The sequence below is a fragment of the Thermomonospora sp. CIF 1 genome, assembly GCF_001896795.1.
Classification (GTDB): domain Bacteria; phylum Actinomycetota; class Actinomycetes; order Streptosporangiales; family Streptosporangiaceae; genus Thermomonospora; species Thermomonospora curvata.
Window position 1 is genome coordinate 98,172 of record NZ_MOYN02000023.1, and the last position, 12,896, is coordinate 111,067.

Annotated in this window: 19 protein-coding genes; 6 read left to right on the plus strand and 13 right to left on the minus strand. The window is 68.3% G+C overall.

Annotated elements, in window-relative coordinates:
* Positions 1–29: 29 nt before the first annotated feature.
* A complete protein-coding gene (locus BUE48_RS18760) occupies positions 30–197 on the minus strand; it encodes a hypothetical protein (RefSeq protein WP_012854090.1) in 168 nt (55 codons plus the stop codon).
* 399 nt (positions 198–596) lie between these two features.
* On the opposite strand from BUE48_RS18760, the gene BUE48_RS18765 reads away from it, so the two are divergent.
* Together BUE48_RS18765 and BUE48_RS18770 are read left to right on the plus strand one after the other, a co-directional pair.
* A complete protein-coding gene (locus tag BUE48_RS18765; protein ID WP_169313040.1) occupies positions 597–758 on the plus strand; it encodes a hypothetical protein in 162 nt (53 codons plus the stop codon).
* Positions 758–1,561 carry a methyltransferase domain-containing protein gene (locus tag BUE48_RS18770; RefSeq protein ID WP_012854091.1) on the plus strand — a complete coding sequence of 268 codons (804 nt, stop codon included), beginning with the start codon at positions 758–760 and terminating at the stop codon, positions 1,559–1,561. The genes BUE48_RS18765 and BUE48_RS18770 overlap by 1 nt, the downstream gene beginning before the upstream one ends.
* Positions 1,562–1,794: 233 nt before the next feature.
* Here BUE48_RS18770 and BUE48_RS18775 read toward each other — a convergent pair whose 3' ends face one another.
* The 6 genes from BUE48_RS18775 to BUE48_RS18800 all read right to left on the minus strand — a co-directional run bounded on the left by BUE48_RS18775 (position 1,795) and on the right by BUE48_RS18800 (position 4,045).
* The gene (locus BUE48_RS18775) at positions 1,795–2,040 is read right to left on the minus strand and encodes a DUF397 domain-containing protein (RefSeq protein ID WP_353745304.1); all 246 of its coding nucleotides are present in this window, start codon (positions 2,038–2,040) and stop codon (positions 1,795–1,797) included.
* A 74-nt stretch (positions 2,041–2,114) separates the two neighbouring features.
* Complete coding sequence (locus tag BUE48_RS18780) at positions 2,115–2,315, minus strand: DUF397 domain-containing protein (RefSeq protein WP_286990652.1); 201 nt, start codon at positions 2,313–2,315, stop codon at positions 2,115–2,117.
* A gap of 106 nt (positions 2,316–2,421) precedes the next feature.
* Positions 2,422–2,622, minus strand: a complete 201-nt coding sequence (locus tag BUE48_RS18785; protein WP_286990653.1) for a DUF397 domain-containing protein — start codon at positions 2,620–2,622, stop codon at positions 2,422–2,424.
* A gap of 106 nt (positions 2,623–2,728) precedes the next feature.
* Positions 2,729–2,929 carry a DUF397 domain-containing protein gene (locus tag BUE48_RS18790; RefSeq protein WP_286990654.1) on the minus strand — a complete coding sequence of 67 codons (201 nt, stop codon included), beginning with the start codon at positions 2,927–2,929 and terminating at the stop codon, positions 2,729–2,731.
* A 103-nt stretch (positions 2,930–3,032) separates the two neighbouring features.
* Positions 3,033–3,233 (minus strand): DUF397 domain-containing protein, encoded by a 201-nt coding sequence (locus BUE48_RS18795; RefSeq protein WP_012854096.1) that lies wholly within the window; start codon positions 3,231–3,233, stop codon positions 3,033–3,035.
* The gene (locus BUE48_RS18800) at positions 3,230–4,045 is read right to left on the minus strand and encodes a helix-turn-helix domain-containing protein (protein ID WP_286990655.1); all 816 of its coding nucleotides are present in this window, start codon (positions 4,043–4,045) and stop codon (positions 3,230–3,232) included. Before BUE48_RS18800 ends, BUE48_RS18795 begins: the two co-directional genes overlap by 4 nt.
* Positions 4,046–4,186: 141 nt before the next feature.
* Here BUE48_RS18800 and BUE48_RS18805 point away from each other — a divergent pair, with 141 nt between their 5' ends.
* From BUE48_RS18805 to BUE48_RS18815, 3 genes are all read left to right on the plus strand, one after another.
* On the plus strand, positions 4,187–4,618 hold the full coding sequence (locus BUE48_RS18805) for an ATP-binding protein (protein WP_286990656.1): 432 nt from the start codon (positions 4,187–4,189) through the stop codon (positions 4,616–4,618).
* Entirely contained in the window at positions 4,608–4,910 is a 303-nt protein-coding gene (locus tag BUE48_RS18810) for a hypothetical protein (RefSeq protein ID WP_286990657.1), read from the plus strand. Before BUE48_RS18805 ends, BUE48_RS18810 begins: the two co-directional genes overlap by 11 nt.
* Before the next feature lie 122 nt (positions 4,911–5,032).
* Positions 5,033–5,290 carry a DUF397 domain-containing protein gene (locus BUE48_RS18815; RefSeq protein WP_012854100.1) on the plus strand — a complete coding sequence of 86 codons (258 nt, stop codon included), beginning with the start codon at positions 5,033–5,035 and terminating at the stop codon, positions 5,288–5,290.
* A 174-nt stretch (positions 5,291–5,464) separates the two neighbouring features.
* Here BUE48_RS18815 and BUE48_RS18820 read toward each other — a convergent pair whose 3' ends face one another.
* From BUE48_RS18820 to BUE48_RS18840, 5 genes are all read right to left on the minus strand, one after another.
* Positions 5,465–7,162, minus strand: a complete 1,698-nt coding sequence (locus BUE48_RS18820; protein WP_012854101.1) for a proline--tRNA ligase — start codon at positions 7,160–7,162, stop codon at positions 5,465–5,467.
* Between the two features lie 48 nt (positions 7,163–7,210).
* The gene (locus BUE48_RS18825; protein ID WP_286990658.1) at positions 7,211–7,882 is read right to left on the minus strand and encodes a hypothetical protein; all 672 of its coding nucleotides are present in this window, start codon (positions 7,880–7,882) and stop codon (positions 7,211–7,213) included.
* A 902-nt stretch (positions 7,883–8,784) separates the two neighbouring features.
* Entirely contained in the window at positions 8,785–9,258 is a 474-nt protein-coding gene (locus BUE48_RS18830; RefSeq protein WP_286990659.1) for an LppU/SCO3897 family protein, read from the minus strand.
* Positions 9,259–9,710: 452 nt separating this feature from the next.
* On the minus strand, positions 9,711–10,130 hold the full coding sequence (locus BUE48_RS18835; protein ID WP_012854104.1) for a CBS domain-containing protein: 420 nt from the start codon (positions 10,128–10,130) through the stop codon (positions 9,711–9,713).
* Between the two features lie 532 nt (positions 10,131–10,662).
* Positions 10,663–11,673: a sigma-70 family RNA polymerase sigma factor gene (locus BUE48_RS18840; protein ID WP_286990660.1), complete on the minus strand. Its 1,011-nt coding sequence runs from the start codon at positions 11,671–11,673 to the stop codon at positions 10,663–10,665.
* 113 nt (positions 11,674–11,786) lie between these two features.
* Between BUE48_RS18840 and BUE48_RS18845 the strand changes: the two genes are divergently transcribed.
* Positions 11,787–12,134, plus strand: coding sequence for a hypothetical protein (locus BUE48_RS18845; protein ID WP_052305552.1), 348 nt, complete (start codon positions 11,787–11,789; stop codon positions 12,132–12,134).
* 114 nt (positions 12,135–12,248) lie between these two features.
* Here the strand turns inward: BUE48_RS18845 and BUE48_RS18850 are convergent, their stop codons facing one another.
* Positions 12,249–12,692 (minus strand): helix-hairpin-helix domain-containing protein, encoded by a 444-nt coding sequence (locus BUE48_RS18850; protein ID WP_286990661.1) that lies wholly within the window; start codon positions 12,690–12,692, stop codon positions 12,249–12,251.
* Positions 12,693–12,896 lie beyond the last annotated feature (204 nt).

Consider the following 12,896-nt stretch of genomic DNA (forward strand, 5'->3'; position numbering starts at 1 on the left):
CCCGAGGCGTTCGGCCTCGGGCCGGGCGTCTATCCGGCAGCGGACTCGGGCCGAGCAGCGGCGGATTCGGGCGGGACGGCGGTGGAGCGCACCTGGTGGAGGACCGAGATCATGACTTTGACGTCCGCCTCCTGGAAGATGTCCTCCGGACCGCAGGGCGCATAGGACTGGTCGTTCCACGGCGGCACGATCCTCATGGAGATCTACTCGGCCGAGCCAGACCTCGCTCGATTGCCAGAGACCCCGTACGCCGGGGTGTTCGGGGGCGATGGTCTCAGCGGTCGCCACGATGCCGCGCCCGGAGTGATCTCAACCGGTGCCGTGCAAGGCCGCATCCCCTTCCAGGCAAATCACGCGAAAGCGAATTAACGCTTCCCGCTCTTTCCCGGGTGACCATTGCCGATCGTCCCCGGAAAAAAATATTTGAGAGCTTTCCTTGCTCAAGCCACGGCGCGCGCGTCATGCTCATTCCGACACTCGTCAAGCCTTCTCTCGGGACGGGCGCCCAAAAGGCTGAGGGATCTTCCGCACAGGACTTCAACCTTCACACGGCATGGCTCCTCATCCCGAGTGAATGTCTTGGAGGGGAGCGCCAGATGAGCAAAGAGCGAAGCAGGGACGGCGAGGGAGAGCGGGGGAAGCACCGGAAGCCGACGCCCTGTTCCATGTGCCACGGCACGGGCAAGGTCAAGATCTCGCTGGACAACAAGCAGGTCGAGCGCGGCTGCGTGGGCTGCGGGGGCACCGGGAAGGTCTGATGGACATCGAAGGGGCCGTCAAAGCGGTGCCGCGTGAGCCGTTCATTCCGGACACCATATGGGTGTTCGAAGGAGAGGGAATGGTTCCGCTGTCCCGGGCGGACGATCCGGAACGCTGGGCGGCCATCGTGCGGTCCGGGGAGCCGGTCGTCATTCAGGTGGATGACGGGAAGAGCTCTGAACTTCCTCTGTGGCCGACCAGTTCCAGTAGCGCCCCTGAGATCGTGGTGGAGATGCTCAAGGCACTGCGGCTCGAAGCGGGGATGCGGGTGCTGGAAGTCGGCACCGGCAGCGGATGGAACGCGGCGCTGCTGGCTCACCTGCTGGGGCCACAGAACGTCACCACGGTGGAAGTGGACGCGACGCTCGCCGTCCAGGCCCGGCGGGCGTTGCACCGGGCCGGCTACCCGGTCACGGTCGTGGCCGACGACGGGGAGAAGGGATACCCGCCGAACGCCCCGTACGACCGGATCATCGTCACCGCCGCCGCGTGCGAGGTCCCGTACGCCTGGGTGGAGCAGACCCGCCCCGGCGGATTGATCCTCGTCCCCTGGGGGCCGACCGTGCACCCCGACGACCCTCTGGCCGTCCTGACCGTGTCGGCGGACGGCATGGCAGAAGGCCGGTTCGTCGGCCCCGCCTGGTTCATGCCGCTGCGGGGGCAGCGGAAGTCTCAAGCCGTCGCCCACCAGACCCGAGAGCGATGGGTGAAGCTCGGCAAACCCGACTGCACCCGCTTCGGAGTCACGGTCTCCCCGGAGGGCCAGCGGATCTGGCTCGACAGCCCCCACAACGTTCTTTGACCACACTCAAAGGCATGCCGCGGCACGCGGGGATCCCACCGTCGCCAGGCCCATCGACCAGGTGAAGAGCTGGAAGTTCATGCCGTCACCAGTGGCAAGAACGACAACCGGTGATGCGGTTCTCCGGAGGAGTCAATACGGCTGCCGTACCTCTGAGGGGCAATCCTTGCCCCCGGTCCGGGGGCCGGACAGCGTCTACCAACCCTCGTCCGGAAGGTAGTAGGCGAGATACGTCAGCGCGCACCGCACCACAAGTCGTGGCGACCAGCTTTGATCTCAGCGAGCAGGGTTGTGAGATGCCGTCTGCCGATCGTGAGGTGTCCAACGTGAGGATTCTTGCTGTCACGGATGCCGATCACGTTCGGTAGGGCAGCCAGCTCGACGCACCCACCATGTTCACCTCCGCTGTGGCTGCTCTTACGCCAGGCAGCGCTACTGAAGACGTTCATCGCAATCTCCCACCCGGACGGCAAACTCATCCCAGTCCGAAGAGTCAATAACGGGCCGGCCCCGTCCGGAGGGCACCGGACGGGACACGTCGGCCCGTGCTGCGTCACAGGTCGTAGTGACCGGCCTTGATCTCACGAAGCAGGGCAGCAAAGTCCCGCTTACCGACCTGGAGGTGCCCAGCGGCAGGGTTCTTGCTGTCCCTAACCCCTACGACGCCCGGCGCGCTAGCCAGCTCGACACAGTCGCCGTACTCGCCGCCGCTGTGACTACTCTTACGCCAGGCGGTGCTGTCAAAGGTGCTCACCGCAGACTCCTCACTGGACGAAGAATCCAGCCCCTGATCCGAGGTTCTGTGACGGGGACCGGTCCCGCCTAGGAACACCAGGCGGGACGCACCGGCCCACACCACATCACAGGTCGTACCGACCAGTCTTGATCTCGCAGAGCAGCGCGGCAAAACTCCGCTTACCGATCTGAAGGTGTCCAGCGGCAGGGTTCTTACTGTCCCTGACCCCTACGACGCCCGGCGCGCTAGCCAGCTCGACACAGCTACCGTGATCGCCGCCGCTGTAGCTGCTCTTACGCCAGGTGGCGTTGCTGAAGGCACTCATCACGGACTCCCTGCCCAAACGGCAATCCCTCTTCACCCGAAGGGTCGATGAAGCGAGTCAGTCCCACCCTGAGGGAATCAGGGAAGACATGTTGGCCGGCGCTGCATCAGAGGTCGTAGTGCCCGGCCTTGATCTCACGGAGCAGGGCAGCAAAATCCTGCTTTCCGATCTGGAGGTACCCAGCGGCAGGGTTCTTGCTGTCCCTGGCACCGATCATGCCCTGGAAGGTCGTCAGCTCCACGCAGTCACCACTACCGCCGTAGCTGTGGCTGCTCTTCCGCCAGGCGGCGCTACTGAAGACGTTCATCGCAATCTCCCACCCGGACGGCAAACTCATCCCAGTCCGAAGAGTCGATAACGGTCCGGTCCCGCCGGAGGGCACCGAACGGGACACGTCGGTCCGTGCTGCGTCACAGGTCGTAGTGACCGGCCTTGATCTCACGAAGCAGGGAAACAAAGACCCGCTTACCGACCTGGAGGTGCCCAGCGGCAGGGTTCTTGCTGTCCCTGATGCCGACTACACCGGGCTTGGCAGCGAGTTCGACGCAGTCGCCACTGCCCACATCGCTGTAGCTGCTCTTACGCCATTCAGCGTTCCTAAGCTCGCTCATAGCTCCTCTCGGATCTGTCTGATCATCTGAGCGGTGGCCTTGGTTGGCAGGGCTACCGCCCGGGATAGATCGAACGTCTCATCAAGAGCGGCTAGGTGACTAGGGGAGTCCACCATGTGTCCCGTGCCGCCCGGTCCCTCCACATAGGCAAGAGGGGCTTTCCCGGTAAACGAGAGTATCTCGAACCCACCTACGAGCCCAGGGTACTCACCAGCGTCTGCCGGGACGACTTGCAGGGTAACGTGAGGTTTATTCATCTCTGCCTCAAGGCGTTCGAGCTGAGCTCGATGCACATCCACCCCACCGACGACTCGGCGCAATGCAACCTCGTCCAACACAACGACGAGGCGTGGCGGGTGCTCCCGGGTCAGAACTTCTTGCCTTCTCATACGCTCGGCGACGATCACATCCACGTTATTGCGGAACGGACCAGACATAACTATTGCCCGTGCGTACTCCTCGGTTTGCAGGAGCCCGAAGATCAGGTTGGGCATGCAGGCCCTGATGACAGCAGCCTCGAACTCATGCTCAGTCTGCGCGCGGCCTGGCTGCGACAGCCGCTCTCTCAGCACGAGCTGCCAATGCTCACTGAAGTACGTAGTGCCGAGTGCAGCATCTAGCTGGCGAGCAACCGCCTCGTCCGGAGACTTCACACCACGTTCAAGCCTGCTCAGGTAGCTGGCGCTGCACGCGACTTTGTTACCTAGCTCCTCCAGCGACCAGCCCCGTTGTTCTCGAAGAGTGCGAATCTTCCAGCCAAACCTTGCAGCGAGTGAGCTGTTGGGATCAATCGGGTTGGGAGGTCTGCCCACGTTTACCCCTTTTGTTTTTGCCATCGGGGGTAGCCACGAAAAGCACTCACAAGGTTACGTCGCATGAGTGACGCTGTGGGGGCGTTTCGACACACAAAACGATCGAATCCTTCCCGTCCCGAGGACTCCCAGATGACCCGAATGGCATTCGCCCCTCAGTGCAAGCAGACCCTCGCTCTCGTCCGTCCCGATGCCGATGAACGGGCGCCCGGAAGAGTGCGGGAATGGGCCGCGAAGACATTGGCGCGCTGGGGCCTGTCCGGCGGCCTCGCCGCCGATCTCAACAGCGTCCTCACGGAACTGGTCACGAACTCCTGGCAGGCCGGTGCGGACGAGCTGCTCGTCCTCATGGAACTGCACCGGGAGCGAGGGCTGGTGGACGTGGCGGTGTGGGACGACGCGCCGGGTTTCCCGGTCAAACGGGAGCCGGACTTCGCCGCCGAGAGCGGGCGAGGGCTGTACCTGGTGGAGGCGCTGACCGTCGCATGGGGGTTCGAGCCCGACCCCGGCGGCGGGCCGGGCAAGACGGTGTGGGCCACCCTGCGCCTTGGCGGGGACGGCGATGCGGCCTGAACGGGTCGCGGCCGAGCTGGATGCGCGTACTCCCGGCTGGGCCATCCTCTTCGGCCGCTACAGCGGGCAGTTGGTCGCCCTGCACCTGAACGGGCCGGGCGTGGTGGCGGCGAGCAGCGTCGCCGAACTTCAGCGGCGCATGGCGCTCGTCGAGTCCGCCGCCCCGGCACGCCGGGCCCGTCATCTCCCGCGCCATGCCGCCCGGCACGGGCCGGACGGTGCTTGGGCGCCGCCGAGACCGGCCGCACCCCCGGGTGACAGTGTGCGCGGACCGGGGAACGGCTATCGGTGAAGCACTCCCCATCCCCGCCTTGTGGACGGGTATCGGCCGGGTCGAAAGCCTTTCGCCCCTCACTGGCGGGTCCGTGGCCCTAGCATGGCGGGGTTGAACCGTTTGTAACGGAAGAGGTACGCATGAGTGAGCAGGAAGCCTCCGACGGCGTCATCATCGAGTTCATCGACGCCGCCGACGTCCCGGACGAGCACCGCAAGGACAACAAGATCTTCGCTCCCGGCACCAAGGCGGTCACCATGCGGAGCGCCAACGACCCCGACGGGCCCACGCTGTACTTCACCGAGGCCGAATGGGACGCGTTCGTGGCCGGGGTGAAGGACGGCGAGTTCGACGACCTGCTGGAGGACCTTCCCCCGGAGGACTCCCCCCAGAAGTGACCGGCGAGCCGCCGAGGCCCGCCCCGAGCCTTCGGAAACCACGGGCCGGAGCGTCGCCGGTCATCTCGTGCGGCACGCCCGTCCCGGGGAGCTCGCCGGTCGGCTCACGGTTCCCGGTCATCGCCCCCTGGTCCCCGCCGAGACAGCGGCGGGGACCGTGTGTTCTTCGGCAGGTCAGCTCTTCAGCAGGGCGGTGACGCGGGCGGCTGCCTCGGGGATGGGGACGGTGTCGGTCCGGCCGGTGGCGCGGGTCTTGATCTCCACGGTTCCGGACTTCAGGCCGCGTTTGCCGACGGTGACGCGGTAGGGGATGCCGATCAGCTCGGTGTCGGCGAACTTGGCGCCGGGACGCTCGTCCCGGTCGTCCAGGATCGTCTCCACGCCGGCGGCGGCAAGGGCGGTGTAGATCTGCTCGGCGGCCGCGGTGACCTGGTCGTCGCGGGGGTCCAGCAGGGTGACCGCGACGTCGAACGGGGCGATGCCGGCCGGCCAGCGGAGGCCGGAGTCGTCGTGGCCGGTCTCGGCGATCGCGGCGATGGCCCGTTCGACGCCGATGCTGTAGCGGCCCATGAGCGGGGTGATCTCGGTGCCGTCGGGGCCCAGCACCCGGGCGCCCAGGGCCTCGGTGCAGCGGCGGCCGGGCTTGCGCAGGTGGGCGACCTCGATGGCGGGGGTGGTCTCCAGGGCTTGCCCGCAGGAGGGGCAGGGTTCGCCGGCGCGGGCCCGGCGCAGGTCGGCCCAGGCGGTGACGGCGATGTCGCGGGCGATGTCCACGCCGCGCACGTGGACGCCGTCGGTGTTGGCGCCGGTGGTCATGTCGCGCCGGCCGCGCAGCGCCTCGTCGGCCAGGATCGGCAGGTCGCTGCCGGGCGGCAGGGTGGCGGTGACCGCGCCGAGGCTGCCGGGGTGGGCGCCCAGGGTCTGGAAGATCTCCTCGGGGTCGGCGGGGCGGACGGCGGCGGCGCCGGTGGCGTCGGCCAGTTTCCGTTCCGCCAGGGCGTGGTCGCCGCGCAGCAGCACCAGGGTGAGGCGGCCGTCCACCCGGTAGACCAGGGTCTTGATCTGCCGGTCGGCGGGGACGCCGTGCCGGGCGGTCAGCTCCTCGATCGTCTTGGCGTGCGGGGTGTCGAAGCGTTCGGGTTTCTCCGGGCCGGGGCCGTCGGTCACCGGGGCGAGCCGGGAGGCGGCCGTCTCGGCGTCGGCGGCGTACCCGCAGGCCGGGCAGCGCACCACCGCGTCATCGCCGGCTTCGGAAGGGCACAGGAACTCCAGTGAGCCGCCGGGGCCCTGGGCTTCGATGACGGGGAGGCCCAGCCGCTGGAAGATCCGCCGGTAGGCCTCGCGGTGCGCCTGGAACGAGCCCTCCAGCGCGGCCTCGTCGGCGTCCAGGCTGTAGGCGTCCTTGAGGGTGAACTCGCGGAGCCCGAGCAGGCCGGAGCGGGGGCGCGCCTCGTCGCGGAAGGCGGTCTGGAACTGGTACCACAGCTGCGGCAGCCGCCGATAGGAGCCGAGTTCGGTGGCCAGGGAGGCGACGACCTCCTCGTGGGTCGTCCCTAGCGCCGCCTCGGCGCCCTTGCGGTCGGTCAGGCGGAACGTCTCCTCGCCTGAGGCGTCCCACCGGCCGTTGCGCCGCCACAGCTCGGCCGGTTGCAGGGCGGGCAGGAGGACTTCCTGCGCGCCGATCCGGTCCATCTCCTGCCGGATCACCTCGATGATCTTCGAACGGACGCGGGCGGCGGGCGGCAGCAGCGAGTAGTGGCCCGCCGCGAGCCGCCGGATGAACCCGGCGCGCACCAGCAGCCGGTGGCCGGCCGTCTCGGCGTCGGCCGGGTCCTGTCGCAGTGTCGGCGCATAGAACCGGGACCAGCGCATGCAGGACGCCCCTATGACCTCGCTCGACGATCGCTGAGGAGAGGAAGTCTAGGCGTCCTGTGCCTGGGGCCGGGCTCGGCGCACCAGGGCGTCGGCCTGCATGCGGATCTGGTCCGCGCCTTCGATGACGCTCTCGAGCGCCCGCTTCCACCCTTCGTAGATGACGCCGTCGGTGAGGACCGGGGCGCTGCTGATCAGCCGGTCGAGCCGGCGTCTTCCCTCTGATACGTCGTGGCCGCGCTGCTGCGCGAGGTCCAGGGCGCCCCTGGCCGCGTCCACGTGCTGCATGGCCCGCACCCGCAGCGAGTCGCAGTCCGACAGCCTTTGGAACACCGTCGCGGTCAGACCGCTTATCGACGCCGCGAGAGAGTTCATCGCCGCCGCCAGCTCGTCGAACCTTGCGGCCATTCCCCAAAGCGTCTGCGTGCACTCCTTGCGCAGGTGCTTTTCCCGTGAGGCGGCGATGATGGGGACGTCTTCCGCCAATCTGGCGTATACGTCCATCAGTTCTTGAGAGGTATCCCTCACGGGGGCGAACTCCCGTGTGAAGTCGTTCACGATCTTCTCACGGTAGGCGGCGGGAAATCTGTGGAGTTGCGGCAATCCCGCCAGTTCGCGAAGCCGCTCGTCCGCGGTGCGCAAGGCGGTGTCGAGCTTGCGGAACGCGTCCGCCGCCACGGCTGCCGCCTCTGCCATCTCCTTGTTCCGGCGGCCGAACATTGACCCCTCCCCCGGCAGGAATCAAGAGCTGGTCCATGATGGATGATCTTGCCTTGAAAGGTCAATGAGTATTTTTCAACACATGCCCCATGGGAGTGCATGAAACCACGCTCAAGGCATGACGGGAGGCGACCAACATACCAATGAAGCGGAAGCGCGGGAGACCAAAAACATCCAATAGCGCTTCCGATAATTACAAACGGACACACCGCAACAAACGCGCCAGATGCGCCGAGAATTCCACGTGTCGTCCTCGCGGCGCCCCTTGAAGGCCCTTAGCAGACCGGCTGGTGCTACTGAGCGTCCCTTCGCGAGGTCTTCTCGGTGACCGAGGTCGCCGGAAGGTGAGGACGTTCAGGATCTGACACAGAACGCTGACAAGAGCGCAAACGGGAGGGAATCCAACGCCGGTGGCGCCCGCCGGAGAAGCGGTCACGCCCGAGGGCGGCCCGGGCACGCTCTCCGCGCGTTGGGACGTCCTCAAGAAGGCACTCTCAGCGGCCTATGCCGTCGAAAACCCAAGTGCCGGCGAGGCCGCGAACGGCATGAGGACCGGCGATGCGCGATGCCGGTGTCGTCCTCGCCGTACCGCCCCCTCTGGAAGGAGACGGCACGGCGAGGCACAAGCGACAAGTGGCACCGGGACCGGGCGTTCCCGGCGTCTCAGGTCAGGGTGTTTGCGGGCACCGCGTCGCCCACCGATGCGACGGTAGCGCCTGTGACCTGCGGAAACAGCGGGCCGAAAAGGTTCCTTCCAGCGCTTTGGGAAAACCCGCCAGGCCTTTTCAGCACCTCGCCCGCCGGTCCGCACAACGGGCGCGATGCCGGTCACGGAACCATCGGGAGCGCGCGGTCACAGACCGCCGTGTCAGTGAACGGAAAGAAGGGGAGCCGAAAAAGGCTCACTTGGCCGGGGCCAGGCAGAGCACATAGCCCGAGCCGCCGCGCTCGCCCTTCCAGAAGGCGCTGCGGGCCTCGGGGAAGGGCTTGCAGATGGTGGCGGAAGAGGTGTGGAACTCAAACTGGCTCTTGTCCTCCACCTTTCCGACCACCTTGTAGGTGACCTCCGGGTCGGTGCACTCCACCACTCGCAGCGCCTCGCTGCTGTTGCCGGCGACGCAGTCGCCCACGGCGGCGTAGTCGGGGCTGCCCTTCTGCAGGAAATAACCGGCGGCGATGAGCCCCAGCACGATCACGGCCAGCGCGATGAGACCGACCGAGCGCTTCTTACGACGCGGCCGGGCCTGCTGCGGCGAGGGCGGCGCGGCCACCTGCTGCTGCGGCCGGCCGGGGTACGGCTGGGGGGCGGCATACGGCTGGGACGGCGATCCGGGCTGCTGCGGGAAAGGCTCGCCCTGCGGCCGGTTGTACATCATCGTTCCCTGTGAGTGATTTCAGCGATGGGTGAATCGCTCGTTACCGGCAAAGGCCTGTTGCCGCATGGGCGCCGAAACGAATACCACCTGAGAAGCACGGGCTCAGCAGGGTATGCGGCCGCGGGGCACTCCTCCGGTTCGGGAAAGTGAACCGGACGCACCGGCGGCTTCGAACACCTTGCGGGGGGCGTGGAAACCGTCCGAGCGGCGGCAAGGCGCGGCCCGCGCACCGGCCCTGGGGCGGGGCGGGCGCGTCCATCACGACAACCGACTCGTTCATCACCACTCATGACTCGCGGAAAAGCATTCGGGTTCAATGAGCGGCCCGGGGAAAGGTGTTCATGTTCAAATCGTTACATTGGCGCCGTGGGCGGGCGGGGTCGCCGCAGCCCTCCGGCGCTCCCCGCAGGACAAGCGCTCACGTGCGAAAACTCGCCTCCGGGGCGGTCTTTTCAGACCGTCGGGGGCTGGGCGCTGATGTCGGACAGCACGGAGTGGGCGTCGCGTTCGATGGCCATGTCGCCCAGGGAGATCACCCCGACGGGCCTGCCGTGGTCGATCACCGGGACGCGGCGGACGGCGTGCTCGCGCATGATCCGCACCGCCGCATCGGCGTCGTCGGCCGCCGAGACGGTGAACACCCGGCGGCTGCAGACCTCCCCGACGGTGGTGGTGGCCATGTCGCGTCCGGCCGCCACCGCGCGGACCACGATGTCGCGGTCGGTCAGCAGCCCGCGCAACTGGTCGTCCTCGGTGACCAGCACGTCACCGATGCCGTGCCGGCGCATCTGCGCCGCGGCCTCCATCAGGGAGCAGTGGGGAGGCACCGTGACCGGCGCCGGGGTCATGACCTCGCTGGCCCGCCGCGCCATCGGACCCTCCTTGAGTCGGCGTCGTCGCGTTCCGCCTACCCGGCAGAGGAGGATGTATGTCCCTGATGTCTGGTTCCTGGGGGGTGTTCGTCCCGGCGGGCCAGGAGGCGCGCACCGTGGCCGACTCGGGCGGCGCGCATGAGGATGCGTGAGCGAATGGCGGCGGCTCATACGGTGGGTGGCCGTCCGAGTCGAAAGCCAGGCGGGACGTTCCTCCCCGCGCGGTGATCGCTCTCGCGTTCGTCTACACGGTGGGATGAATGCGGCACACGGCGGGGCGCAATACCCCGGCAACGCCCTTGCTCCTGCCGTGCCGGGGACCACACCGGCGCGTCCTTCCCGCCGCTGGAGGAGCCCGAGGCCTGCTTCTTCTATGTGGCCGGCCTCAGCCGTCACCCGCTTCGAGGTCCTCTGCGCAGGTATGGACGCCACCCGCGTCCCCAAGCGCACCGTCCGGCTCCGATGCGGACGGCTGCCGGTCGCCACCGGCGGAGACGGGCAGGTCCGTTCTGCCGAAGGCGGCACCGCACGGTCAGACGGTCCCGGCGGGCAGTTGCGGGGGCAGGCCGAAGACCGCGAACAGGGCGGTGTCGAGGAAGTTGGCGACATGGCTGACGCGATCACCGGTAAGGGTGAGGACCTGCAGGTTGAACGGGCGGTATGCGCCGTCGGCCCGGTCGCGCAGGTACTGGGCCAAGGCGGGCTGGCCGTTGGCGGCCACCGGGACGATCCGCAGGCCGCCGGGGCCCGCCGGGCAGCGGCGGGCCAGATGGTGGCCGATGGCGGCAGGGCCGCGGTACCAGGCGGGGAACGGCGGCATCTCCCATACGGCGCCGTCGGTGAGCAGCGCCACGATGGCGGGCACGTCCTTGGCCTCGAACGCCCTGACGTAGCGGTCGAGCAGGTCGCGTTGCCCGGCGGTCAGCGGCCCGGCCGTCCCGTCCCGGCCGGGCGCCGCCCGCCGCAGCCGGGCGCGGGCCCGCTGCAGCATGCTGTTGACGGCGGCGGTACTCACCCCGACCGTCTCGGCGACCTCGGCGGCCCGCCAGCCCAGCACCTCCCGCAGGAGCAGCACGGCCCGCTGGCGGGGCGGCAGGTGCTGCAGCGCGGCCACGAACGCCAGCCGGATGCTCTCCCGTGAGACGACGACGGCGGCCGGATCGGCGTCATCGGCCCCCACCAGCTCGTCCGGGACCGGCTCCAGCCAGGGCACCTCGGGTCGTTCCACCAGGTCGCCGGCGGGGTCGGCGCTGGGGGCGCCCAGCCCGGCCGGCATCGGGCGGCGGGCCCGGCTCTCCAGGGCGGTCAGGCAGGCCCGGGTGGCGATGCGATACAGCCAGGTCCGCAGCGAGGAGCGGCCCTCGAAGCGGTCGTAGGCCCGCCAGGCGCGCAGGTAGGTCTCCTGGACCAGGTCTTCGGCGTCGTGGACGGAGCCGAGCATCCGGTAGCAGTGCGCCATCAGCTCACGCCGGAACGGATCGGCCAGCCGCGCGAACTCCTCGACGCCCGGCCGGTCCCGCGTCGCCGTCATGTCCTCCTCCACCTGCCTCGCGGCGACTGTAATCACCGGCACCGACAAAGCAGGGAGCCCGGCGCGGGGTGTGGAGATCTTCCAATGGGGCCGCTGCTGCCGGACGGCCCGTCCCGGCCAAGCCGGTGCTGCTCATCGCGCTGTCGGCGGTGGTGGCCTGCGGCTTCTTCTGGGCGGCCCGCCGCCGGCCGCCGCTTGTGCCGCGCGGGCCGCAGAACGTGGGCGAGGTGGTCTGCCCGTTCGTCCGCGACCGGATCGCCTGGCCGATGCCGGGCCGCCGGCCGGTGGATGCCCTTTCTGCTGCCGCTGTTCTGCCGTGTTTGAACCCGATGGGCACGGTGCCGCAGCATCCCGTCGCCTCGGGCTTTGCGGTGCCTCTGGTGCCGGCCGCGTTCGAGAGGTTCGTGCAGGCGCTGCAGGCCCGCATCTTCACGCCGCCGGCCGCCTCGTACATCAAGCGCCGGCTCTACTGAGCCTTTTATTCGCAGGTCGCTGTGAGGACGCCGCAGCCAGGGGCGATGGGATCGGCTCTCGTCCACGTCGCCGTGGGCCGGGTGGGGAAAGGGCTCACCGGGCCGGTCAGCCGATCACAGGGAGTCGATGGCCTCCAGCAGGGCCTGGCGGGTCTTGGGGCCGAAGCCGCGGACGCCGTCGAGGCGGCCCTGTCTGATGGCCTCCGCCAGGGCCTGCGGGGAGTCGACGCCCAGTTCGGTGTGCAGCTGCAGGGCCCGTTTGGGTCCCAGGCCGGGGACGGCCAGCAGGTTGCGGGCGCCGGCGGGGATCTTGCGGCGCAGTTCCTCCAGCTGCCGGAAGGTGCCCCGCTGCAGGGCCTCGGTGACCTTCTTGGCGATGGCCTCCCCCACGTCGGGCAGGGTGCGCACATCGATCCGGGTGAGGTCTCCGGGGTAGGAGGCGATCGATTCGGCGGCCTTCTTGTAACTGCGCACCCGGATGCCGTCCCCGCCGTTCATCGCGAACAGGTCGGCGTACTCCAGCAGCAGCGCCGCCACCTCGTCGTTGGTCCGGCCCATGGGGCCACCCTACCGGCGGGCACCGACAGAAGACCGGCGCCGTAGCGTTGTGACGGCGACCATCTCAAGAGGGCCATAACTGAAGGCGGTCACACCGGCTTCCGCACCGCGAAACATATAACAATGTGATCACGCACAATGTTATTTGTGCGCCATTACTTTTGAGCAGAGCGCCGCACAATCTCCATGGCCACCCCCATCAAA